This window comes from Zoogloea sp. GW822-FHT05C07, from assembly GCF_058800215.1.
In genome coordinates, this window is record NZ_CM179510.1 from 4,315,632 (window position 1) to 4,338,978 (window position 23,347).

Consider the following 23,347-nt stretch of genomic DNA (forward strand, 5'->3'; position numbering starts at 1 on the left):
CCGAAATATTCAACTATTCTTTTACCAGCCCCCGGGAGCCGATATGAGACTCACAACCAAAGGTCGTTTTGCTGTCACGGCAATGATCGATCTCGCGCTGCGTTGCGCGGACGGCCCGGTGACGCTGGCCGGGATCGCCGATCGTCAAAAGATCTCCCTTTCCTATCTCGAGCAACTGTTCGGTAAGCTGCGCCGTTTCGAGCTGGTCAGCAGCGTGCGCGGGCCCGGCGGCGGCTATGCGCTGGCGCGGGACATGGCTTCCATCACCGTGGCGGACATCATCGCGGCGGTGGATGAGCCCCTCGATGCAACCTCCTGTGGTGGCAAGGAAAACTGCCAGGACGAGCAGCGCTGCATGACCCACGAGCTGTGGACCAACCTCAATCGCCGGATGTACGAGTACCTCCATTCGGTGACGCTGGCCAGCCTCGTCGAGCAGCAGCGGCAGAAGTGCGCCCAAGTGGCTGTGCTCCACGATGAGCGCACGCCGACGGCCAGCAAGTCTGCCGACAAGATGCATCTCACCGCGTAAGTAACAAGGACGGCCCGTGTTCGCCCCCGCATACCTGGATCACAACGCAACGACGCCCCTCGACCCGCTGGTCAGGGAGGCGATGTTGCTGTGGTTCGGCCAGCGTTTCGGCAACGGGTCGAGCCGGCACGAATACGGTCGCGCGGCACGCAAGGCCATCGACGAAGCCCGCGCCCAGGTGGCAGCGGCTGTCAATGCCCATCCGACCGAGGTGCTCTTCACGAGCGGCGGTTCTGAGGCCAACAACCTCTTCATCAAAGGCGCGGCGGCAAACCTCAAGCCGGGATTGGTGGCGATCAGCGCCATCGAGCACCCCTGCGTCAGGGAGCCGGCGCGGCAACTGCAACGTGCGGGCTGGCGTTGCGAAGAGATCGCCGTGGACGAGGCAGGGCGCCTCGACATGTCGGATTTCCAACGTCTGCTTGCCGACAAACCGAAGCTGGTGTCGGTGATGCTGGCCAACAACGAGACCGGCGTGATCCAGGACGTGCCGGCGCTGGCGGCCCAAGTCCGCGCCCGCGGTGGCTGGATGCACTGCGATGCGGTACAGGCGCTGGGCAAGATCGATGTGGATTTCCGGGCGCTCGGCGTGCATGGCCTTACGCTGTCGGCGCACAAGATCTACGGGCCGATCGGCGCAGGCGCGCTGATCGTCGACAAGCGGGTCGAACTGGTCCCGCTGATTGCCGGCGGCGGCCAGGAACGGAATCTGCGTTCCGGCACCGAGAACGTGATGGCCATCGTGGGCTTCGGCGTCGCCTGTGAGCGTGCCGTCGCCCTGCGCCGTGACCGCACGGAACGCCTGGCTAGGCTGCAGCAACGCCTGGAGCGTGGTCTGGTTGCCGTCGGGGCAAAGATTTTTTCGGCGGAGGCCGAACGCCTGGCGAACACCAGCTTTTTCGCCATGGCCGGTGTGGATGGCGAGACCCTGGTCGGCAAGCTCGATCGGGCGGGGTATGCGGTAGCCAGCGGCTCGGCATGCTCCAGCGCCAATCCGGAGCCTTCGCACACGCTGCTGGCGATGGGCGTCGAGGCAGGGCTGGCCCGCTCGGCGGTACGCGTCAGCCTCGGCGACGGCAGTACAGAACAGGATGTGGATGGTTTTCTGGGGGCGCTTCACGAGAACCTCGAAAACCTCCGAACGCTTGCCGCCATGGCGGTCTAAGTGATTGGAACGATTAAATTTTTGCAGTACGGAGAAGATGAAGATGCTCAAGTTCCCGATCTACCTCGACTATTCGGCAACGACGCCGGTGGATCCCCGCGTGGCGGAGAAGATGATTCCCTACCTCACGGAGCTGTTCGGCAACCCCGCATCCCGTAGCCATCCCTTCGGCTGGACGGCAGAAAAGGCCGTCGAAGAAGCCCGTGAAGAGGTTGCTGCGTTGGTGAACGCCGATCCGAAGGAGATCATCTGGACCTCCGGCGCCACCGAGTCCAACAACCTGGCGATCAAGGGTGCCGCGCACTTCTACTCCGGCAAAGGCAAGCACGTCATCACCGTCAAGACCGAGCACAAGGCGGTCCTCGACACCGTGCGCGAACTGGAACGTCAGGGCTTCGAGGCCACTTACCTCGACGTGCAGGAAAATGGCCTGATCGACCTGGAAGTCCTGAAGGCGGCGATCCGCCCGGACACCGTCGTCGTGTCGGTGATGTTCGTCAATAACGAAATCGGCGTGGTCCAGCCGATCGCCGAGATCGGCGAGATCTGCCGCGACAAGGGCATCATCTTCCACGTGGATGCGGCCCAGGCCACCGGCAAGGTCGACATCGACCTGTCCAAGCTGAAGGTGGACCTGATGTCCTTCAGCGCCCACAAGACCTACGGTCCGAAGGGCGTCGGTGCCTTGTACGTGCGCCGCAAGCCGCGTGTGCGCCTGGAAGCCCAGATGCACGGCGGCGGCCACGAGCGCGGCCTGCGCTCCGGCACGCTGGCAACGCACCAGATCGTCGGCATGGGCGAAGCCTTCCGCCTGGCCCGCCTGGAAATGCTGGAAGAGAACAAGCGCATCGGTGCGCTGCGCGACCGTCTGCTGGAAGGCCTGTCCGCCATCGAGGAAACTTTCGTGAACGGCGACATGGCGCATCGCGTGCCGCACAACCTGAACATCAGCTTCGCCTACGTTGAAGGCGAGTCGCTGATCATGGCGATCAAGGACATCGCCGTGTCCAGCGGTTCGGCCTGCACGTCGGCCAGCCTGGAGCCGTCCTACGTGTTGCGCGCCCTTGGCCGCAACGACGAACTGGCCCACAGTTCCATCCGTTTCACCATCGGCCGCTTCACGACGGTCGAGGAAATCGACTACACAATTGATCTGCTGCAGCACAAGATCGGGAAGCTCCGCGAACTGTCGCCCCTGTGGGACATGTTCAAGGAAGGCATCGATCTGGATACCGTGCAGTGGGCTGCGCACTGACAGGAGAGCGAAAATGGCATACAGCGAAAAAGTTCTGGATCACTACGAGAACCCCCGTAACGTCGGCGCGTTCGGCAAGGAAGACGAAGATGTCGGTACCGGCATGGTCGGTGCTCCGGCCTGCGGCGACGTGATGAAACTGCAGATCAAGGTCGGTAAGGACGGCGTGATCGAAGACGCCAAGTTCAAGACCTATGGTTGTGGCTCGGCTATTGCTTCCAGTTCCCTTGTCACCGAATGGGTGAAGGGCAAGACCCTCGATCAGGCGCTGGAAATCAAGAACACCGCCATCGCCGAGGAACTGGCCCTGCCGCCGGTGAAGATCCACTGCTCGATCCTGGCCGAGGACGCCATCAAGGCGGCGGTCGAGGATTACAAGAAAAAGCACAACGGCTGAAAGGAAACGCGATCATGGCAGTAACCCTCTCCGACAAGGCTGCAAATCACATCGGCAACTTCATCGCCAAGCGCGGCAAAGGCGTCGGCATTCGCCTGGGTGTGCGCACGTCGGGGTGTTCCGGAATGGCCTACAAGCTGGAATTCGCCGATGAGGTGCTGCCGGAAGATGTCGTCTTCGAAAGCCATGGCCTGAAGGTGCTGATCGATCCGAAGAGCCTGCCCTACATGGACGGCACCGAGCTAGACTTCGTGCGCGAGGGCCTGAACGAAGGTTTCAAGTTCAACAACCCGAACGTCAAGGGTGAGTGCGGCTGCGGCGAGAGCTTCTCGGTCTAGGATGACGCCGTTTCACGAAACGTTTTGCTCGCCAGGCGCGGGGGAGGGCTGACATGCTCGACATGAAGCAGGATTTCTTCGAGCTGTTCGGCCTCGAGCCGCGCTTTGCCGTTGACCTGGATCGTCTCGAGCAGGCTTACCTCGAGATGCAGGGCCGGGTGCATCCGGATCGTTTCGCCCATCTGTCGGACGCTGAAAAGCGCCTGTCCATGCAATGGGCGACACGGGCCAACGAGGCCTTCCGGACCCTCAAGAGCCCGCTCGCCCGCGGCCAGTACCTGCTTGAGCTGAAGGGCGTCGATCCGGCCTTCGAGACCAATACCGCCATGTCCGCCGAGTTCCTGATGGAGCAGATGGAGTGGCGCGAGGCGCTGGAAGAAGCCCGCGAGGCGGCCGACGAGGATGTGCTGGATGATCTCGCACGGCGCATCCGGCGTGACACCAAGGGGCTGGTCGAACAGCTGCAAGCCGAGTTCGACACCGCCGGCGATCTGGAGGCCGCGGCCGATACGGTGCGCCGCCTCAAGTTTCTCGAGAAGCTGCAACATGAAATCAATGACGCCTTGACGGCGCTGGAATCCTGATGGCTCTGCTGCAAATTTCCGAACCGGGCATGTCCACGGCGCCCCACCAGCACCGGCTGGCGGTGGGCATCGACCTGGGCACGACCAATTCGCTGGTGGCCACCGTGCGCAATGGCGTGCCCCAATGTCTGCAGGACGAGAACGGCAAGATGCTGTTGCCGTCCGTCGTGCGTTACATGCCGGACGGACAGGTGGACATCGGCCGCTCGGCCCAGGCCGCCCAGGCGATCGACCCGCGCAACACCATCGTCTCCGTGAAGCGCTTCATGGGCCGCGGTCTGAAGGACGTCGCCCACGTGGAGACGATGCCCTACGACTTCGTGGACGCCGAGGGTATGGTGCGCCTGCGCACCGTCCAGGGCGTGAAGAGCCCGGTCGAGGTCTCCGCCGAAATCCTGAAAAACCTGCGCCAGCGCGCCGAGCACAGCCTCGGCGGTGATCTGACCGGCGCAGTGATCACGGTGCCGGCCTATTTCGACGATGCCCAGCGCCAGGCGACCAAAGACGCGGCGCGGGTGGCCGGCCTCAACGTGCTGCGCCTGCTCAACGAGCCGACCGCGGCGGCGATCGCCTACGGTCTCGAGAACGCGTCCGAAGGCATCTACGCGGTCTATGACCTCGGCGGCGGTACCTTCGATATTTCCATCCTGCGCCTGTCGCGTGGGGTCTTCGAGGTGGTGGCGACCAGCGGCGACGCAGCTCTGGGCGGCGACGACTTCGATCATCGTTTGTTCTGCTGGATCCTCGACAACGCCGGCATCTCGCTGCCGTCCGACCGGGATTCCCGCCGCCTGCTGATGAAGGCGCGGGAGGTCAAGGAGCGTCTGACCCTCGACGAATCCGTGCCGATCCGCACCGCGCTCGAGAACGGTGACGAAGTGGACCTGGTCATCGAACGCCAAGTCTTCGCCGAGATCACCGCCAACCTGGTCAGCAAGACCCTCAAGCCGGTCAAGAAGGCCCTGCGGGACGCCAACCTGTCGCCTGAGGATGTGAAGGGCGTGGTGATGGTCGGTGGTGCGACGCGCATGCCCCACGTGCAGCGGGCGGTTGGCGAGCTCTTCGGCCAGACCCCGCTGACCAACCTCGATCCGGATACCGTCGTCGCCGTCGGCGCCGCGATGCAGGCCAATGTGCTGGCCGGCAACCGGGCGACGGAAGACGAATGGCTGCTGCTCGACGTGATTCCCCTGTCCCTCGGCATCGAGACGATGGGCGGTCTGGTCGAGAAGATCATCCCGCGCAATTCGACGATTCCCACCGCCCGCGCGCAGGATTTCACCACCTTCAAGGACGGGCAGAGCGCCATGGCCTTCCACGTGGTGCAGGGCGAGCGCGAGCTGGTGTCCGATTGCCGCTCGCTGGCGCGTTTCGAGCTGCGCGGCATTCCGCCGATGGTGGCCGGTGCGGCGCGCATCCGCGTGACCTTCCAGGTCGACGCCGACGGCCTGCTGTCGGTGTCGGCGCGGGAGCAGACCACCGGCGTGGAGGCGCGCGTCGAGGTGAAACCGTCCTACGGCCTGGCCGACGACGAGATCGCTGAGATGCTGAAGGCCGGTTTTGAGCACGCCCAGAACGACATGGAAGTGCGTGCGCTGAAGGAACAGCAGGTCGAAGCCGAGCGCGTGATCGAGGCGACCGAGAAGGCGCTGCAGGCCGATGGCGAATTGCTCAACGAGGCGGAGCGGGCGGCGCTGGACGTTGCCATCGCGGCTCTGCGCAGTGCAGCGGAAGGCCAGGACGCACGCGCCATCAAGATCCAGCTCGAGGTTTTCAACCGCGCTTCCAACGAGTTCGCCTCGCGCCGCATGGACAAGAGCATCCGCGGTGCGCTGGCGGGCCACAAAATCGACGAGATCCGGATCTGAACGAATCCGGACGGAAAAGAATCATGACGACATTGATTGTGCTGCCCCATGTGGAACTCTGCCCGGAAGGGGCAGTCATCGAGGCCGAACCCGGCCAGAGCATCTGCGACAGCCTGCTCGCCAACGGCATCGAGATCGAACACGCCTGCGAGAAGTCTTGCGCCTGTACAACTTGCCACGTGGTCGTGCGCGACGGCTTCAACAGCCTGGACGCGGCCGAGGAACTGGAAGAGGATCTGCTGGACAAGGCCTGGGGCTTGGAGCCCACGTCCCGCCTGTCCTGCCAGGCCATCGTCGGCGAAACGCCGTTGACGGTGGAAATTCCCAAGTACTCCATCAACATGGCGCGGGAGGGCAAGCACTGATGAAATGGACCGATGTGCAGGAAATCGCCATCCAGCTTGCCGATACGCATCCCGACACTGATCCGACGCGGATCAATTTCGTGGACCTGATGCGCTGGGTCATGGCCTTGCCGGAGTTCAATGACGATCCCAAGCACTGCGGCGAGCGCGTGCTGGAGGCGATTCAGCAGGCCTGGATCGAGGAGTCCGAGTGACTGCCGCGGCGCCGGCCACCATCCACGGCTTCGAGTTCCTGAGCCTGGGCGGCGCGGCGCCGGTTTCGCTGGCGGATTTCGCCGGCAAGGTGGTGTTGATCGTCAACACCGCCAGCCGCTGCGGCTTTACGCCTCAATACGCAGGCCTGCAGGAGTTGCACGAAACCTATGCCGGGCGTGGGTTGGTGGTGCTCGGTTTTCCGTGCAACCAGTTTGGCGCCCAGGAGCCCGGCGACGCGCCGGAGATTGCCCAGTTCTGCGAGCGCAACTACGGCGTGAGCTTTCCCTTGAGCGAAAAAGTGGATGTCAATGGCGACGCCGCCCATCCGCTGTTCCGTTTTCTGACCACCGCGCTGCCCGGCGTGCTCGGCACCCAGCCGATCAAGTGGAATTTCACCAAGTTTCTCGTGGACAAGACCGGCGTGCCGTTCAGGCGCTATGCGCCAACGACGACGCCTGCCGATCTGGTGCCGGACATCGAGGCGCTACTGGGCTAGCCACTGGCCAGCCCCGAATTTCACCACCCCTGGGCCATGCGCCGGCCCTGCTCGCATTCGGTACGGAACTGCAGGAACTGGCGCAGACGGCGCGGATCGATCTTGCCGCTGTCGGCGGCCTCGCGTAGTGCGCAGCCCGGCTCGGCGTCGTGGCGACAGTCGCGGAAGCGGCATTCGCCGCGGTAGGGGCGAAACTCGCGGAAACTGTCTTCGAGCTCTTCGGCGCTGAGATGCACCAAGCCGAAAGTCTGCATGCCCGGGCTGTCGATGATGCCACCGCCTTCCGGCAGCGCGTAGAGGCGAGCGAAGGTGGTGGTGTGCTTGCCGGTATCCAGCACTTCGGAGATCTCGCGGGTCTCGGCTCGTGCTTCCGGTATCAGGGCGTTGGTCAGCGTGGACTTGCCCATGCCGGATTGCCCCACCAGCAGGTTCGTTTCGCCGATCAGGCGGGCGCGCAGCAACTCCACGTCACTCAGCGCGGACAGTTCCAGCACCGGGTAGCCCAGGGCGACGAAGGGGGCCAGCTGGGCGCGGGCGGCCTCCAGGTTGGCGCTCAGATCGGTCTTGTTCAGTACGATCAGCACCTTCAGATGCTGGCTTTCTGCGGCACAGATGCAGCGGGACAGGAACTCGTCCGAGAAGCTGGGTTCCGTCGCCACTACCAGCGCGACCTGGGTCGCATTGGCGGCGATCAGCTTCTGGCGCCAGGCATCCGAGCGGTAGAGCAGGCTGCTGCGTTCGACCAGCTTCTCGATGACGCCCTGGCCGGGGCCGGTCGATGCGTAGTGCACCCGGTCGCCGCAGGCGAACAGGCTCTTCTTGCCCCGCGGTACGCACAGCAGGATTTCGCCCGATTCGGAGCGGACTTCGTATTGCCGCCCGAAAGCGGCCACCAGCGTGCCGACGGCCTTCATCGCTCGGCTCCCTGCAGGCGGGCGATGCGGATCGCTGCCGGCGGATGGGAATCGTAGACACTGGAGTAGAGCGGGTCCGGCGTCAGGGTCGAGGCGTTGTCCCGGTACAGCTTGACCAGCGCGCTGACCAGTTCGGTGGCCGGCGCCTGGCTGGCAGCGTAGGCGTCGGCCTGGAATTCATGGCGCCGCGACCACATGCTCATCAGCGGGGTCAGCGGGAAGGTGAAGATCGGCAGCACCAGCGCAAACAGCACCAGCGTAGGGGCGGTGCCGCTTTCCTGCATCCCCAGCCCGTTGAAGAACCAGTCCTGGCCGGCGAGATGGCCGAGGAGCCCGAAGAACACCAGGCTGCCGGCTCCGATGACGGCCAGGCGCTTCCACAGATGGTGGTGGTGATAGTGGCCGAGCTCGTGGGCCAGCACCGCTTCCACTTCGGTGGGGGCGAGCTTTTCCAGCAGCGTGTCGAAGAAGACGATGCGCTTGGCGGCGCCAAAACCCGTGAAGTAGGCATTGCCGTGGGCCGAGCGCTTGGAGCCGTCCATCACAAACAGGCCGGACAGACGGAAGCCGCAGCGCTCCATCAGGCCTTCGATGCGGGCCTTGAGCGGGCCGTCTTCGAGGGGCTGGAACTTGTTGAACAGCGGGGCGATGAAGGTCGGGTAGACCAGCAGCACGAGCAGGTTGAAGCCCAGCCAGAAGGCCCATACATACAGCCACCACAGCGGGCCCATGGCCGCCATCAGCCACAGCACGAAGCTGATCAGCGGCAGCCCGATGACGGCGGACAGCACGATGCCCTTCAGCGTGTCAGCGACGAACAGCGCAGGGGTCAGCCGGTTGAAGCCGAAGCGGGCTTCGAGCCCGAAGCTGCGATAGACGGTGAGCGGCAGGTCCACCAGCCAGGAGACGGATGCCACCACTGCGATGAAGGCCACGCTGTGTTGCAGCGTGCCGGGCGTGAATACCGTGGCGCTCAGCGCGAACAGCGCCTGCAGGCCGCCGCCGACGGTCAGGCCGAGCAGCAGGGCGGCGGAGATCAGCAGGTCTACGATTCCCAGCCTGACCCGGGCGACCGTGTAATCCGCCGCCTTTTGATGGGCGTCGAGGGCGATGCTCGCCGCGAAGGCGGCCGGCACGGCGGCCCGATGGCCAGCCACATGGCTGATCTGCCGGCGGGCCAGCCACAGGCGGGTGAGCAGGCCGGCGCCAAGGGCAAAGAGGAACAGGGCGGTGAAGCTGCTGGAAGTCATCGGCTAGGGAATGGAAACCGCGGGAAGGCGTGACGGGAAGCGGCAAGCGCGTAAAATCGCGCCTTTACCGAAAAGCGAGCCGATTATGGCACAGGACCAGAATCACCTCATCTGGCTGGACATGGAAATGACCGGCCTGAATCCCGACAGCGATCGCATCATCGAAATGGCGATGGTCGTCACCAACGGCAATCTCGAAGTTGTGGCGGAAGGCCCGGTCATTGCGGTGCATCAGCCCGACGCTGTGCTCGACGGCATGGATGAGTGGAACAAGAACACCCACGGCCGCTCTGGCCTGATCGACCGGGTGAAGGCCTCCACCGTCGGCGAAGCGGAAGCCGAGGCGATCTACCTGGAGTTCATGAGGCAGTACATCCCGTCGCGCACCTCGCCGATGTGCGGCAACTCCATCGGGCAGGACCGCCGCTTCATGGCCCGCTACATGCCCAAGCTGGAAGACTGGTTCCACTACCGCAACCTGGACGTGTCCACCCTCAAGGAGCTGGCCCGCCGCTGGCGTCCGGATGTCTACAAGGGGCTTGAGAAGAAGGGTGCCCATCAGGCCCTGGCCGACATTCACGAGTCGATCGCCGAACTGCGCTACTACCGGGACAACTTCCTGAAGGTGTAAGTGTGATGTCCCGCGTGGCCTCGCCGCTGATGTGCAAGGTCTACGGCTGACTGAATTCCCGCGGCGGTGGCCGCGGGAGTTTCGATTCACGAAATCTGCTGCACGCCCTTGCCGATCAAGGCCAGGCCGGAGGCGATCAGGAACAGGTTCAGCAGCCTGGCAAAGCCCGCTCCGCTCAAGCGCTTGTCCACATGCCGCCCCAGCGCCATGCCCAGGTAAGCGGCCGGCAGCAGCACCAGCGCGGTGAGCAGCAGGCGGCCGTCGATGAGGCCAGCGGCCACGCACAAGGCGATCCGCCAGCTGGTGGACAGGGCGATCATGACCGCCTGGGTGGCGCGATAGGCTTCCCGTCCGGGCAGATGGGCCTGCAGGTAAGTGGCATAGACGAAGCCGCCGCTGCCGAACAGCCCGCCCAATACCCCCCCGAATCCCCCGTACAACCAGGCGGCGCCTTGCCCCGGCGCTGCCGATCCGCGACGCCCGCGCAGTTCCCGCAGGCCGTAGCCGGCCACGAAGAGGCCGAGCAGCATCGCCAGGATGCCCAGCGGCAGATGAGCCAGCATGCTCACGCCCACCAACTGGCCCGCCAGCATGCCGGGCACCAGGCGCCCCAAGCTCTTCCGGTTGATGAGGTGACGGGCCTGGTAGCCCCGTTGCAGCGAGCCCGCCGCGTCGAGCAGGGCCAGCAGGGGCACGATGCGGCTGACCGGCATCACCCAGGCCAGCGGCGTGCTGGCGATGAGCGCGGAGCCGAAGCCGAGCAGCGAGAAGATGGCGTAGGCGACGACCAGAATCGCAAAGGCCGCCGCCAGGGCGGAAATATCGGTGGTGCTGAAGAGCAGGGTGGGCATCCAGTTTTCCATGATCGTTGTGTACGGAATCGACTTGCATGGAATTCTGGAATTGACCGAGGTATAACGCCAATATCAGTTTTTTACTCAAGCTATGAATTTCTGGAATGCTTAGCCTGCGTCAGATCCGCTACTTCCTGGCCGTTGCCGAAACCGGCAATCTCTCCCAGGCCGCCGCCGGGCTCTTCGTCGCGCAACCGGCGCTCAGCCGGCAGATTGCGCAGATGGAGGAGGAGCTGGGTTTCCCGCTGTTCGTCCGCGAGGCGCGGGGCGTGAGCCTCACGCCGGCCGGCGCGTTGTTCCGCGAGCGTATCGGTGATGTCGCCCAGGCCATCGACGAAGCCGCGGAGGATGCGCGCTGCCTGGCCCGCGGGGAATCGGGCGTGTTGCGGCTGTTGCATTCGAGCTCGATTCCCATCGGCGGCCCGTTGCTGGCCAGCCTGCAGGCCTTTGCGGAGGCTGCGCCGGCGGCACGGGTGGATCTGGACCGGGTTTCGTCGGAAGTGCAGGTGGTGGAGATCGCCGCCGGCCGTGCCGACCTGGGCGTGGCGCGGATGCCGGTGCTGCGCCGGGATCCGGCCGTGCAGTTCATTCCGCTGGCGAGGGAGCGGCTGGTCGTCGCGCTTCCCGCCGCTCATCCTCTCGCCGACCGGCCAAGCCTTCGGCTCGCCGAGCTGGCCGAGATGCCCTTCGTGTCGGCCGTGCATCGGGAGCGGGGCGGGCTGGCTCGGCGGATGACGGACCTGTGCCTGCAGCGTGGCTTCGTGCCGCGGATGGGCAATGTCATTTCCCGCAAGACTTCGATGCTGAGCCTGGTGGCAGCCGGCTTCGGCATCGCGGTGATCCCGGAGTGCATGGCCACCCTGGTGCCGGCCGGTGCGCGGGTGCGGCCGCTTGACGACAGTGATGCGACCGCCGATGCGGCGATCCTGCTGCCGCAGGCACCGTCACCGCTGGCCCGGCGCTTTGCGGCCCTGTGCGAGGCGCGCTGGCAGCGGGCCCTGGTCACGCAGGAATAGTCCTGTTCAGCTACCGCGCAGCCACTTGCGGCTGGTCTGGCTTTCGAGCAGATCCTGCGGTGTGTTGAGCCCCTGGGCCTTGGCGCGGGCCAGTGCCACTTGGTGGAGCTGGGCTACGGCAAGGGCTTCCAGCACCGCGTCGTGACGGTCAAGCCGGTCGATACCGAAGGCGCCGAGCCAGGCATCCATGCTGGCCTGGCCGGCGATCCGTTCGGGGTACAGGCTGGGCATGATCACCATCAGGTCCAGCCATTCCATCGCCGGTACGTTGCCCAGGTTCTGCTCAAGACCCCGCTCGAGAATGCCCTGGTTGAACGGCGCGTTGTACACCACCAGCGGTGCCTTCGCGATGAAGTGCAGCAGCCCCAGCAGGGCGTCGGCCGGCGCGCTGGCCAGTTCGGCCCGGAAGCTCTCGGCCGGGTGCAGCAGCCCGCGGTTGATCGCCACCGCGCCGACGCCGATGAGGCGCCGGCCGCCGCCGTCCATCGGCCGGCTTTCCGCATTGACGACGACGTAGCGCGTCTCGAAATGGCTGCGGCCCAGATCGGGGGGGGGCTGACGCGTGATCGCCGCCAGGCTGGCCTGCTGTTCGGGACTGAGGTCCGGTCCGCTGCCGGGCAGGAGTCGGGAGAGCCAGCTCATATCTGATAGTCCAGTTTGAGTCGCAGTTGGATCTTGCGGGCCTGGCGGAAGGCTTCCTTGAGGATGCGCCGATCCAGTTCGTTGAGGTCGTCCGGCTTGACCCGGTTGTCGCCCGGCGCACCGTGGTCGGTGTCCAGGTGCTGGTGGCGCAGGCGCAGCAGCTGGATGAAATGGAAGCCGTCGGCCATCGCGGCGAGCTCTTCCGCCGGCATGCCGATCCGGCCGCCGCCCTGGCGCAGGCGCTGGACGGTGCTGGTGGCCTCGACGCTGGTGCGCAGGGCCAGCACGCGGGCGGCGTCGACGAACAGGCGGGCGCCGAATTTCTTCAGGTCGATCGTGCCCGGGTACTTGGGGTCGTCGTCGATGACGAAGTCGCGGATCTTGCCCAGCGGCGGCGACACGTCCAGCGCATTGGTAGCCATTGCCTTCAGGAAGGCCGGGTTGCCACCGGTCATCGACAGCAGCCAGTGGCGCAGCTTGTAGGTCAGCTTCTCGTCGCCGAACAGCACGCGGAAGTCGAAGAAGATGGTGGCGTTGAGCAGGGCTTCCGGGTGGGGTTCGCGGATCCAGGTGCCGAAGCGCTCCCGCCATTCGTCGATGGTCAGGCACAGGTCCGGGTTGCTGGCCATGATGTTGCCGGTGCACAGCGGGAAGCCGCAGCTCGCCAGGTCGTTATTGACGTCGCGGGCGAACTCCAGCAGGCGCAGCTTGAGGGGTTCCTTGTCGGCCCATTCGGGCAGCACGTAGATGATCCCGTTGTCCTGGTCGGTGGACAGGGTCTGCTCGTGGCGCCCTTCGGAGCCGAAGGCCAGCCATGCGTATTCCACGCCGTAGAGGTCGTGGCGGTCCAGGTTGAGTTCGATGATGCGGCGCGTCAGCGCATCGTTGAGGGCCGAGATGAACTGGGTCAGCTGCTCGGCGCCGATGCCCTGGGCCAGCAGGTTGAGGGCCAGCTGGCGGATGTCCTGGCTGGCCCGCTGCAGGGCCTGCACGTTGGCAGCGCTCTCGATGCTGGAGCGGATCTGGCGCAGGCCGATGCGTTGCAGCGCGAACAGGTCGCGCTCGGAGATGACGCCTTTCAGCTTGTCTTCCGCATCCACCACGAGGATGTGGCGCACGCCGTGGGTGGCCATTTCGAGGGCGGCGTCGTAGGCGCTGGCATTGCCGCCCAGCGTGTGGGGCGGGGCGGTCATCACGTCGGAGATCGGCCGGGTCAGGTCGAAGCCGGGCAGCACGATGCGCTTCAGGATGTCGCTCTGGGTCAGCACGCCGACGGGCTTGTCGTCGTCCCCGGCGACGGCCATGCAGCCGACGCCGGCTTCCACCATCTTTTCGAGGGCGGTGCGGGTGCTGAGCCCCGGCGGCACGAAGACCGGCGCCTTCTTGACCAGACTGGACAGCGGCGTGGTCATCGTCTGCTGCTCGGCTGCGCGCTGGGAGAACTGGATCTGCAACTGCTCCCGCGACTGGTTGAGCAGGCTGGCGATGTAGCGCGTGCAGAACAGCTGGAAGCTCGGGCTGATCTCCTGCAGGTGCAGGAAGTCGGCAGCCGGCAACTGGAAGCAGTATGTGTCTTCCACCGCGAGGTAGCCGTTGGTGGATGGCCGCCCGGCGGATATGGCGCCGATCGGGAAGCCTTCGCCGGACCCCAGGGTCAGCGTGGCGTACTCGGTGACCGCAACGCCCCCGACCTGACGGGCTTGCACCTTGCCCCGATACACGATGTAGAAAAAGCTCGGCGGACCGTCTTCCGGCATCAGGATTTCCGAATCCGCCGGGTAGAAGGCGGTGGCCAGGCGCTCTCCCAGAAAATGCAGGGCTTCGGCTTCCATCCGGTCGAAGGGCGGATGGCGGCGCAGGAAGTCGAGATTGGTGCGGATCAGGGTATCGGGAGCGGTAGTGACCATAAGCGGGACGCAAGGCACGGATCAAGCTCATGAATCTACCTTGCCCTTGCCCCCCGGTGATGATCTTGCGCAATAAATCGTTACTTTTGCACAGGTGGCGACACCGGGCCGCCGGACGGCGGGCCGGGGGCCGGCCCGGCTACAATCGAGCCCGATTCGAGCCCGACTCCAAGGAGATGCCATGACTGTTCCGCTTTTGCCCGCCGTCGAGATCACGACGGCCCCCGAACCGACCCATGCGGTGATCTGGCTGCATGGCCTCGGTGCCGACGGCCACGACTTCGAACCGGTGGTGGACGAGCTCGACGCCGACCGCCTGCCGCCGACCCGCTTCGTCTTTCCCCATGCGCCCGAGCGCGCGGTGACGATCAATGCCGGCTACGTCATGCGGGCCTGGTACGACATCGTGTCGATGGACTTTTCCGAGCGGCGGGAAGATCCGGCCGGCGTGCTGGAGTCTGCTGCGCAGGTGGAAGCACTGATCGCCCGCGAGAACGCCCGCGGCATCCCCGACGAGCGTATCGTGCTGGCCGGCTTCTCCCAGGGCGGCGCCATCGCGCTGCATGCCGGCCTGCGCCATCCGCGGCGCCTGGCGGGCATCCTGGCGCTGTCTACGTATGTGCCGCTGGCTGATACGCTGGGGGCGGAGGCCGACGAGGCCAACCGGGACGTGCCGATCTTCATGGCCCACGGGCAGCACGATCCGGTGATCCCCTACGCCTTCGGCAAGAGGTCCTGCGACCTGCTGACGGCGGCCGGCTATCCGCTCGAGTGGCATGGCTACCGGATGGAGCACAGCCTGTGCCTCGAGGAGATCAGGGATGTCGAAAGCTGGCTCGCCACCGTGCTGAAGGACTGACAGGCCCACCGCGTGCAAGGGCCGAGGGCGGCGGCTCCCGGTTGTTTTCGTGGTGCCTGTGATCGTGCTTCACGGCGTCGACGGCACCAGCACTTCCTCGCAGACGGCCAGCCACGCCCGCGCGGCGTGGGACAGGTAGCGGTGGGGCTTCCAGATCAGCGCCACGTCCCAGTCGATGCCGGGCGCGGCGAGGGGGCGTACTGCCAGTTCGTCGCCCACGTTGAGGCGGGCCAGTAGCGGGGCAGGCAGGAAGGTGGTGCCAAGGCCGGCCGCGGCCATCGCGACGAGGAAATCCCATTGCCCGCTCTGGGCGGCGATGCGCGGTGTCAGGTGGGCCTCTTCGAAGGCGGCGCGCAGGCGGCGGGTCAGCGAGAAATCGTCGGGCAGCAGCACCAGCGGCTCGTCCTGCAGCGCCGCGATGCGGACTTCAGCGCTCTGCGCCCAACGGGCATGGCGAGGCCCGACGACGAGGATGGGGTAGCGCCCGTAATGGCGGCTGGCCAGCTCCAGCGCCGGGTCGGCCGGCAGGATGGTGACGCCGACTTCCAGCTCGCCGCTCGCCACTTGCTGCTCGATCACCTGGCCGCCGTTTTCCTGCAGGGTCAGGCGCAGGCCAGGATAGCGCTCGCAGAAGGCCTTCACCACCGGCGAGAACAGCAGATTGATCATCGGCGGCATGCCCACCGTGAGTTCGCCGCGGGTGAGGGCGGTCAGGTCGGCGACTTCGCGGGACAGTTCCTGCATCACGCCGAGGGCCTCCTGGCCGCGCGCGAACAGGATGCGCCCCACATCGGTGAGGCGCAGCTGACGCCCTTCGCGGCTGAGCAGCGGCTGGCCGATCTCGTCTTCCAGCTGGCGGATCATCTTGCTCACCGTCGACTGGGTGACGTGGAGCTTTTCGGCGGCCAGCGTGAAGCTGTTCTGGCGGACGGTTTCGATGAAATAGCGGAGCGCGCGCAGGTCCATGGGGTATGAAAAAAGCGACTTATTTCAAGTAGTTTAAGTCATCCAATGACTTATTTCCGACTTCTATACTTTCCAGCGAACTTGCCCGTCGAGGCGAGCCCAACAAGATCGAGGATCGGAGAAATAAATGTCCATGGACCGTATTCGTCTGCAGCGCCTGCGAGAGCGCATCATGTCGCCGGAAGAGGCCGCCCTGTTGTTCAAGGACGGCATGACCGTCGGCATGAGCGGCTTCACCCGCGCCGGTGACTGCAAGGCGGTGCCCTTTGCGCTGGCCGAGCGCGCCACCCGCGAGCCGCTGAAAATCACCCTGATGACCGGCGCGTCCCTGGGCAACGATATCGACAAGGTGTTGACCGAAACCAACGTCATCGCCCGTCGCATCCCCTTCCAGTCCGATCCGACCCTGCGCCGCAAGATCAACGCCGGCGAGGTCGCCTTCATCGACCAGCACCTGTCCGAGACCGTCGAGCAGCTGCGCTCCGGCCAGATCGCGCCGGTGGACATCGCCGTCGTCGAGGCAACCGCCATCACCGAGAACGGCGGCATCGTGCCGACCACCTCGGTGGGCAACTCCGCCAGCTTTGCGGTGTTGGCCAAGAAGATCATCGTCGAGATCAACGTGAAGATGCCGGAGGGCCTCGAAGGTCTGCACGACATCTACATCCCGACCTACCGTCCGCATCGCCTGCCGATTCCGCTGATCTCGCCGGAGCAGCGCATCGGTCTGCCGTACATCCCGGTCGACCCTGAGAAGATCGTCGCCATCGTGCTGACCGAGAAGGCCGACAGCCCGTCCAACGTGCTGCCGCCGGACCACGAGACCAATGCCATCGCCGGCCACCTGAACGAGTTCCTGTACCACGAGGTGAAGGCCGGCCGCCTGTCGCCGTCCCTGCAGCCGCTGCAGGCCGGCATCGGCACCATCGCCAACGCGGTGCTGCACGGCATGCTGGACTCCCCGTTCCGCGACCTCAAGATGTACTCCGAAGTGCTGCAGGACAGCACCGTCGAACTCCTCGACGACGGCCGCCTGACCTTCGCGTCGGCGTCCAGCATCACCCTCTCGAAGAGTGCCTACGAGCGCGTGCTGGGCGACATCGAGCGCTACAAACGGCGCCTGGTGCTGCGTCCGCAGGAAATCAGCAACCACCCGGAAGTCATCCGCCGCCTGGGCCTGATCACCATCAACACGGCCCTTGAGTGCGACATCTACGGCAACGTGAACTCCACCCACGTGGGCGGCACGCACATGATGAACGGCATCGGCGGCTCCGGCGACTTTGCCCGCAACGCGCACCTGTCGGTGTTCGTCACCAAGTCCATCGCCAAGGACGGCAAGATCTCCAGCATCGTCCCGATGGTGTCCCACGTGGATCACACCGAGCACGACACCGACATCATCGTCACCGAGCACGGCCTGGCCGACCTGCGTGGCCTGGCACCCCGCGAGCGGGCCCGCCAGGTCATCGACAACTGCACCGACCCGCTGTACCGGGACGCGCTGCGCGATTACTTCCTGCGCGCCACCAAGCGCGGCGGCCACACCCCGCACCTGCTGCAGGAGGCCTTTGCCTGGCACCTGCGCTACGAGCAGAGCGGCTCGATGCTCGACAAGCGGCCGGAACCGGCTCTCGCCTGATCGTCTTACCCCAAACCGGAGCGCGCGCAGGCCGCGCTCCCGGCTCCTTCGGCCGTCGACAATGCCCTTCGATCCGAAGTCCAGGTAGTACCGCCTGCATCTCCCCCAAGGCCAGCCCGCATTCCGCGTCCCTCTCCCCGCGGAATGCGGTGTTGGTTTTGTTGCGCCTATCTAACGATCCAGCGCACGCAGTACGTCCGCCAGCTTGCTGACGGCGGTTTCCAGCTCGTTCGGCGCATGGGCGGCGAATCCAAGCAGGAAGCCGGCCTCGCGCTTGCCGGACGCATGCAGCGCAGTCAGTCCCAATAGATCGATACCGGCCCGACGGGCGGCATCGACGGCTTCCTGCTCGGGAATATCGCGAATCAGGATGCAAGGCATCTGCATGCCCCCGGCGGGTACCCGCGCCTCCAGGAAGTCAGCCAGATGCGTGCTGACCAGTCGCGCCAGCACGTTGCGCCGTTCGGCATAAACGGCCCGCATGGTGCGCACGTGCGCGCCGAAATGGCCGCCCTCCATGAAGCGGGCCAGGGTGAGCTGCGGGATCGGTGCGCTGTGTCCGTCCAGCAGGGTGCGCGCCACCGTCATCGGTGCCACGAGCCGGGGTGGCAGGACCACGTAGCCGATGCGCAGGCCCGGAAACAGCGATTTCGTGAAGGTGCCGATGTAGATCGTCCGCTCGTGCGGGTCCAGCCCCTGCACACAGGCTTTGGGCTTGCCGGCGTAGTGGAACTCGCTGTCGTAGTCGTCCTCGATGATCCAGGCTTGCTGCCTGCAGGCCCATTCGATGATGGCCAGCCGGCGGTCCAGCGCGAGCGTCGCCCCGCTCGGAAACTGATGCGAAGGGGTCAGGAACACGGCTTTGGCGGACAGTCCCGTATCGAAAAGCTGTTCCACCCGCATGCCGTCGGCGTCCAGCGGAATGGGGACGCATTCCAGACCGGCGGCGTCGAAGGCCTTGCGCGCGCCGTGATAGACGGGGTCTTCGATGTAGATCCTGTCGCCGGCATCGAGCAGCAGGGTGGCGCACAAGGTGAGGGCCTGCTGGGAACTGGTCAGTACCAGCACGCGCTCGGGTGTCGCCCGTGCGCCGCGTTCCAGATTGACGTGATCGGCGATGGCCCGCCGCAGCACCTCCATACCCTGAGGTGGGCTGTGCAGCAGGGCCCGGGTGCCGTATTCCTTCAATATCTGCCGCTCCAGTCGCTCCCAGGTCTGGAGCGGGAAGTTGCGGGTCTCCGGTACGCCGGGGGCAAACGGGCGCGGGGCCAGGAAGTCGCGTACGCCCCCGCCTTGGTGGATGGCGCTGCCGCGCCGACTCAGCGGCACGTCTTCGCCAGGAGACGCGGCACGGGGCGCAAGGACTGCGCGCCCGAGATGCCGCGCCCGTTCCGACACGAAACTGCCGCTGCCCACGCGCCGCTCGATGAAGCCTTCCGCATGAAGCTGGCTGTATGCCGTCTCGACCGTATCGCGGGAAACATCCAGCGATCTGGCCAGGGCACGCGATGCCGGCAATGGCCTGCCCACGTCGAGCGCACCGTCGAGAATCAGTTGGCGGACGGCCCGCTGGATCCGCGCATGCAGGGGCAGGGCGCCATGCGCCGGATCACCGATCCAGGCTTTGACGGATTCGAGTTGGGCGTGTTTGAACAATTGGTCTGTATATGTAAGAAAAATTGGTGGGGGGTATCAGGCCACTGGAAGGATATAAACATGTCATTCCCCGGGTCAATCACGCCGTGTCCAGGAGGCACATACCGACCATGTCATCCGTCAGCCCATCTCCGTCAGTCCGTTGGAACGATCTCGTCCATCCCATCGTCGCCGGTTTGATCTCGGTCATCGTCAACTATGGCGGCACTTTCATCCTGGTGTTCCAGGCCGCCAAGGTGGCCGGCCTCGGCCCGGAGCTGACGGCTTCGTGGGTATGGTCGATTTCCATCGGTGTGGGCGTGACGGGGATCGTGCTGAGCTGGATGTTCCGCGAACCGATCATCACGGCCTGGTCCACGCCGGCTGCGGCATTCCTCGTGACCGCATTGGTCGGCACGTCCCATGCGGAAGCCGTGGGCGCGTATCTGATCTCAGCGACCGCTTTCGTGGCGCTCGGCCTGTCGGGCTGCTTCGAGAGGGTGATCCGATGGATCCCGCCGGGCGTGGCAGCGGGCTTGCTGGCCGGCATCCTGCTGCAGTTCGGTATCAAGGCATTCGGCGGCCTGAGCGTCGACCCCTTGCTGGCCGGATTGCTGATCCTCACTTACGTGGTGCTGAAGCGTTTCACGGCGCGATATGCGGTGGTCGGCATCCTGGGGCTCGGGCTGGCCTTCCTGCTCGTGCAGAACCGTGTCGACCTCTCCGGGCTGGAGATGAAGCTCGCGACCCCGGTCCTCACGATGCCGGTGTTTTCGCTCAATGCGCTGCTGAGCGTCGCCTTGCCGCTGTTCCTGATCACGCTGACCGGTCAGTACATGCCTGGCATGCTGGTGTTGCGCAACGATGGCTTCAAGACCAGCGCCAACCCGATCGTCACGATCACTGGGCTGGGGTCGCTGCTGATGGCACCCTTCGGTTCGCATGCCTTCAACATCGCCGCCATCACGGCAGCAATCTGCACCGGCCGGGAAGCGCACGACGAGCCCTCCAGGCGTTGGATCGCCGGCATCGCCGCGGGTGCGTTCTACATCCTCGTCGGGGTGTTCGGGGTCACGCTGGCCGCGGTCTTCATGGCATTCCCCGCCACCTTCATCACCACGCTGGCGGGGCTGGCACTGTTGGGCACCATTGGCGGCAGCCTCGCCAGCGCCATGGCGGATGTGAAGCGGCGGGAGGCATCGCTGATCACGTTCCTGGCTGCGGCCGCCAACATCACGATGTTCGGCATCGGCGGTGCGTTCTGGGGGCTGCTGATCGGATTGCTGGCGTATGTCGTGCTCAACGGACGGCTGCCGCAACCGACGGCAGGGCAGATCCTGCAGCCAGCCGGCAGCGTGGCAGGCAAAGGCGTGCCCGACTGATAGCCGGTACATTCAGCACACAAACCCGGCACGGCCGGTATCCCCAGGCCGTCACCGGCGAGAACAGGGTGCGGGAGGCCTTCGGAAAGTGGGGGCTATGCAGGATCCGGCGGACCTCCAGTGTCCGGTGATTGGCCACCTGCGGACCAACAAGGTCCGACTGGTGGCGCGGTTTGCCGCTGAGTTCCAAGCGCTGGATAGCCTGCGCACCCCGCGCGCGCTTCCTTTATGGTCAGGTGCGTGAAAGCACTGGCCGCCGCCCCGTGATGCGGCGACCCCCATTCCGACGCTCCTGTTTACTTCTCCACCTGAACCTTTGCAGCGCCGGCATGCATGTGGCCGATGATCGCCGCGCCGGCAAAGCCGCCGTCACGGAAGGTGGCGAGCACCGTGTCGACGGTCTCGGGCGCGCAGGCCACCAGCAGGCCGCCGCTGGTCTGCGCGTCGGCCATCACGCTGCGCTGCCATTCCTCCACGCCGTCGGCGAACCGCACGTCGTCGCCGCAGCTCGCCAGGTTGCGGGCGATGGCGCCGGGGCCGATGCCTTGCTGCGCAAATGGGATCGCCGCCGGCATGACGGGCAGGGCGCCGGCTTCCACCGTCGCGCCCAGGCCGGCGCCGCGGCACACCTCCAGCAGGTGGCCGAGCAGGCCGAAGCCGGTGACGTCGGTCAGTGCGTGCACACCCGGCAGCTTGGCCAGCGCCGGGCCAACCTTGTTGAGGCGGGTGGTGGTGGCGACCATCTGCGCGTAGCCGTCTGCGTCGAGCACGCCTTTTTTCATTGCCGAGCCGAGGATGCCGACACCGAGGGGCTTGCCGAGGACCAGCACGTCGCCTTCGCGGGCATCCCGATTGCGCTTGATCACGTCCGGATGGGCGATGCCAAGGGCGACGAGGCCATAGATCGGCTCCGGCGAATCGATGCTGTGGCCGCCCGCCACCGGAATGCCGGCATCTGCGCAGACTGCAGCGCCGCCTTCGAGGATGCGCCCGATGGCCGCCAGCGGCAGCTTGTTCACCGGCATGCCGACGATGGCCAGCGCCATGATCGGCGTGCCGCCCATCGCGTAGACGTCCGACAGCGCGTTGGTGGCGGCGATGCGCCCGAAGTCGTAGGGGTCGTCCACGATCGGCATGAAGAAGTCGGTGGTGGCGATCAAGGCCTGTTCGTCGTTGAGGCGCCACACCGCGGCGTCGTCGGCCGTCTCGGTGCCCACCAGCAGGTTGGCGAAGGGTTGGGCGGCCGGCATGTGGGCGAGCATTTCGCTCAGCACTGCGGGTGCGATTTTGCAGCCGCATCCGCCGCCGTGAGACAATTCAGTGAGTCGCAGGGGGGCTTCGGTCATCTCTTTTTTCCTGTCTTTTCCAGTCGTTTCCAACGTGTCCCATCCCGCCCCATTTTCCGCCAGCCTCGATCGGCTCGAAGAGTTCGACGAGATCATCGATGTCCGCTCGCCGGCCGAATACGCCGAAGACCATATCCCCGGGGCGATCAATTGCCCCGTTCTGGATGACGAGGAGCGGGCTCGTGTCGGCACGCTCTACAAGCAGGTTTCGCCCTTCGAGGCGCGCAAGGTGGGGGCGGCACTGGTGTCGCGCAACATTGCGCGGCACATCGAGACGTATTTTCTCAATAAGCCGAAGGGCTGGAAACCTCTGATTTACTGCTGGCGCGGTGGTCAGCGCAGCGGTGCGATGACGCTGGTGCTGGGGCAGGTCGGCTGGGCCGCCCGGCGTCTCGAAGGTGGCTACAAGAGCTTCCGCCTCCGTGTGCTGAAAGATCTGGCGAATCTCCTCCCCGAACGGTTGGCCTTCCGCATCCTGTGCGGCCCGACGGGCAGCGGCAAGACAGCGCTGCTGGAGGCGCTGGTGACCACGGGGGAGCAGGTCCTCGATCTGGAAGCGCTGGCCAATCACAAGGGGTCGGTGCTCGGTGCTGAGCCGAACAGCGAGCAGCCTGGTCAGAAGGCTTTCGAAACGGCCCTGTGGGCCAAGCTGCGAAGCTTCGATCCGGCCCGGCCGGTGTGGGCGGAGTCGGAAAGCCGGCGGGTTGGCCGGCTGCATATTCCGGCAGAGCTGTTCGAACGTCTGCGTGATGGCGATTGCGTGTGTATCGACGCCGCGTTGCCGGCGCGGGTGGATCATTTGCTCGAGCGCTACACCAGCCTGATCGCCGATCCAGCCGATTTCAATGCCAAGCTGGAACGTCTGGTGGGCCAGCACGGACACAAGCAGGTCGGTGAATGGCAGGCGATGGTGACGGCCGGTGAATGGCGGCAACTGGCCGAAAAGCTGATCGTAGATCACTACGATCCGGCTTACCGGCGTGGCGGCGAAGGGCTGTACAGGCGGGCCGAGGAGGCCCGCGTGCAGCCCGTGACCACGCTGGATCAGGCGACGCTGACCCGCGTGGCGTGCGGTTTGCGGGATGGAGCCGTACAGACGGACGCCTGA

General features: G+C 65.5%; 24 protein-coding genes. 16 read left to right on the forward strand and 8 right to left on the reverse strand.

Translation table 11 applies throughout. The features are described from left to right. The first annotated feature begins 43 nt into the window (after window positions 1–43). From iscR to AC3QL2_RS19915, 10 genes are read left to right on the forward strand one after another with little or no spacing between them, the layout of a single operon-like run. A complete protein-coding gene (gene iscR / locus AC3QL2_RS19870; protein ID WP_493232982.1) occupies window positions 44–532 on the forward strand; it encodes a Fe-S cluster assembly transcriptional regulator IscR in 489 nt (162 codons plus the stop codon). A 16-nt stretch (window positions 533–548) separates the two neighbouring features. Beyond that, complete coding sequence (locus AC3QL2_RS19875) at window positions 549–1,697, forward strand: cysteine desulfurase family protein (protein WP_493232981.1); 1,149 nt, start codon at window positions 549–551, stop codon at window positions 1,695–1,697. A gap of 43 nt (window positions 1,698–1,740) precedes the next feature. Beyond that, entirely contained in the window at window positions 1,741–2,952 is a 1,212-nt protein-coding gene (locus tag AC3QL2_RS19880; RefSeq protein WP_493233148.1) for an IscS subfamily cysteine desulfurase, read from the forward strand. Between the two features lie 13 nt (window positions 2,953–2,965). Next, window positions 2,966–3,349, forward strand: coding sequence for a Fe-S cluster assembly scaffold IscU (gene iscU / locus AC3QL2_RS19885; RefSeq protein WP_079433533.1), 384 nt, complete (start codon window positions 2,966–2,968; stop codon window positions 3,347–3,349). Between the two features lie 14 nt (window positions 3,350–3,363). Beyond that, complete coding sequence (iscA, locus tag AC3QL2_RS19890) at window positions 3,364–3,687, forward strand: iron-sulfur cluster assembly protein IscA (protein ID WP_481122114.1); 324 nt, start codon at window positions 3,364–3,366, stop codon at window positions 3,685–3,687. Window positions 3,688–3,740: 53 nt separating this feature from the next. Continuing rightward, window positions 3,741–4,271 (forward strand): Fe-S protein assembly co-chaperone HscB, encoded by a 531-nt coding sequence (gene hscB, locus AC3QL2_RS19895; RefSeq protein ID WP_493232980.1) that lies wholly within the window; start codon window positions 3,741–3,743, stop codon window positions 4,269–4,271. Next, window positions 4,271–6,139: a Fe-S protein assembly chaperone HscA gene (gene hscA / locus AC3QL2_RS19900; RefSeq protein WP_493232979.1), complete on the forward strand. Its 1,869-nt coding sequence runs from the start codon at window positions 4,271–4,273 to the stop codon at window positions 6,137–6,139. The genes hscB and hscA overlap by 1 nt, the downstream gene beginning before the upstream one ends. Before the next feature lie 23 nt (window positions 6,140–6,162). Beyond that, on the forward strand, window positions 6,163–6,504 hold the full coding sequence (gene fdx, locus AC3QL2_RS19905) for an ISC system 2Fe-2S type ferredoxin (RefSeq protein ID WP_493232977.1): 342 nt from the start codon (window positions 6,163–6,165) through the stop codon (window positions 6,502–6,504). Further along, the gene (gene iscX / locus AC3QL2_RS19910) at window positions 6,504–6,698 is read left to right on the forward strand and encodes a Fe-S cluster assembly protein IscX (protein WP_481122117.1); all 195 of its coding nucleotides are present in this window, start codon (window positions 6,504–6,506) and stop codon (window positions 6,696–6,698) included. The genes fdx and iscX overlap by 1 nt, the downstream gene beginning before the upstream one ends. After that, entirely contained in the window at window positions 6,695–7,195 is a 501-nt protein-coding gene (locus AC3QL2_RS19915) for a glutathione peroxidase (protein WP_493232976.1), read from the forward strand. Before iscX ends, AC3QL2_RS19915 begins: the two co-directional genes overlap by 4 nt. A gap of 20 nt (window positions 7,196–7,215) precedes the next feature. On the opposite strand, the gene rsgA is transcribed toward AC3QL2_RS19915, so the two are convergent. Together rsgA and AC3QL2_RS19925 are read right to left on the reverse strand one after the other, a co-directional pair. Then, window positions 7,216–8,109, reverse strand: coding sequence for a ribosome small subunit-dependent GTPase A (rsgA, locus tag AC3QL2_RS19920; protein ID WP_493232975.1), 894 nt, complete (start codon window positions 8,107–8,109; stop codon window positions 7,216–7,218). Then, window positions 8,106–9,359, reverse strand: a complete 1,254-nt coding sequence (locus AC3QL2_RS19925) for a M48 family metallopeptidase (RefSeq protein WP_493232973.1) — start codon at window positions 9,357–9,359, stop codon at window positions 8,106–8,108. Before AC3QL2_RS19925 ends, rsgA begins: the two co-directional genes overlap by 4 nt. 85 nt (window positions 9,360–9,444) lie before the next feature. Here AC3QL2_RS19925 and orn point away from each other — a divergent pair, with 85 nt between their 5' ends. Then, window positions 9,445–9,990, forward strand: a complete 546-nt coding sequence (gene orn / locus AC3QL2_RS19930; RefSeq protein ID WP_493232972.1) for an oligoribonuclease — start codon at window positions 9,445–9,447, stop codon at window positions 9,988–9,990. A gap of 86 nt (window positions 9,991–10,076) precedes the next feature. Here the strand turns inward: orn and AC3QL2_RS19935 are convergent, their stop codons facing one another. Beyond that, window positions 10,077–10,841 carry a sulfite exporter TauE/SafE family protein gene (locus AC3QL2_RS19935; protein ID WP_493232971.1) on the reverse strand — a complete coding sequence of 255 codons (765 nt, stop codon included), beginning with the start codon at window positions 10,839–10,841 and terminating at the stop codon, window positions 10,077–10,079. A gap of 107 nt (window positions 10,842–10,948) precedes the next feature. On the opposite strand from AC3QL2_RS19935, the gene AC3QL2_RS19940 reads away from it, so the two are divergent. Next, the gene (locus tag AC3QL2_RS19940) at window positions 10,949–11,860 is read left to right on the forward strand and encodes a LysR family transcriptional regulator (RefSeq protein ID WP_493232970.1); all 912 of its coding nucleotides are present in this window, start codon (window positions 10,949–10,951) and stop codon (window positions 11,858–11,860) included. A 6-nt stretch (window positions 11,861–11,866) separates the two neighbouring features. On the opposite strand, the gene AC3QL2_RS19945 is transcribed toward AC3QL2_RS19940, so the two are convergent. Together AC3QL2_RS19945 and AC3QL2_RS19950 are read right to left on the reverse strand one after the other, a co-directional pair. Further along, complete coding sequence (locus AC3QL2_RS19945) at window positions 11,867–12,502, reverse strand: 3'-5' exonuclease (RefSeq protein WP_493232969.1); 636 nt, start codon at window positions 12,500–12,502, stop codon at window positions 11,867–11,869. Then, complete coding sequence (locus tag AC3QL2_RS19950) at window positions 12,499–14,409, reverse strand: DUF294 nucleotidyltransferase-like domain-containing protein (protein ID WP_493232967.1); 1,911 nt, start codon at window positions 14,407–14,409, stop codon at window positions 12,499–12,501. Before AC3QL2_RS19950 ends, AC3QL2_RS19945 begins: the two co-directional genes overlap by 4 nt. 181 nt (window positions 14,410–14,590) lie before the next feature. On the opposite strand from AC3QL2_RS19950, the gene AC3QL2_RS19955 reads away from it, so the two are divergent. Continuing rightward, complete coding sequence (locus AC3QL2_RS19955) at window positions 14,591–15,268, forward strand: alpha/beta hydrolase (protein ID WP_493232965.1); 678 nt, start codon at window positions 14,591–14,593, stop codon at window positions 15,266–15,268. A gap of 69 nt (window positions 15,269–15,337) precedes the next feature. Here the strand turns inward: AC3QL2_RS19955 and AC3QL2_RS19960 are convergent, their stop codons facing one another. Then, complete coding sequence (locus AC3QL2_RS19960) at window positions 15,338–16,234, reverse strand: LysR family transcriptional regulator (RefSeq protein WP_493232963.1); 897 nt, start codon at window positions 16,232–16,234, stop codon at window positions 15,338–15,340. Between the two features lie 127 nt (window positions 16,235–16,361). On the opposite strand from AC3QL2_RS19960, the gene scpC reads away from it, so the two are divergent. Then, window positions 16,362–17,876 (forward strand): succinyl-CoA:acetate CoA-transferase ScpC, encoded by a 1,515-nt coding sequence (scpC, locus tag AC3QL2_RS19965; RefSeq protein ID WP_493232962.1) that lies wholly within the window; start codon window positions 16,362–16,364, stop codon window positions 17,874–17,876. 171 nt (window positions 17,877–18,047) lie between these two features. Here the strand turns inward: scpC and pdxR are convergent, their stop codons facing one another. Then, the gene (gene pdxR / locus AC3QL2_RS19970) at window positions 18,048–19,532 is read right to left on the reverse strand and encodes a MocR-like pyridoxine biosynthesis transcription factor PdxR (protein WP_493232961.1); all 1,485 of its coding nucleotides are present in this window, start codon (window positions 19,530–19,532) and stop codon (window positions 18,048–18,050) included. A 110-nt stretch (window positions 19,533–19,642) separates the two neighbouring features. On the opposite strand from pdxR, the gene AC3QL2_RS19975 reads away from it, so the two are divergent. Further along, complete coding sequence (locus AC3QL2_RS19975; protein ID WP_493232960.1) at window positions 19,643–20,893, forward strand: benzoate/H(+) symporter BenE family transporter; 1,251 nt, start codon at window positions 19,643–19,645, stop codon at window positions 20,891–20,893. 296 nt (window positions 20,894–21,189) lie between these two features. On the opposite strand, the gene selD is transcribed toward AC3QL2_RS19975, so the two are convergent. Then, the gene (selD, locus tag AC3QL2_RS19980) at window positions 21,190–22,239 is read right to left on the reverse strand and encodes a selenide, water dikinase SelD (protein ID WP_493232958.1); all 1,050 of its coding nucleotides are present in this window, start codon (window positions 22,237–22,239) and stop codon (window positions 21,190–21,192) included. 34 nt (window positions 22,240–22,273) lie between these two features. On the opposite strand from selD, the gene mnmH reads away from it, so the two are divergent. Next, window positions 22,274–23,347 (forward strand): tRNA 2-selenouridine(34) synthase MnmH, encoded by a 1,074-nt coding sequence (mnmH, locus tag AC3QL2_RS19985; RefSeq protein ID WP_493232956.1) that lies wholly within the window; start codon window positions 22,274–22,276, stop codon window positions 23,345–23,347.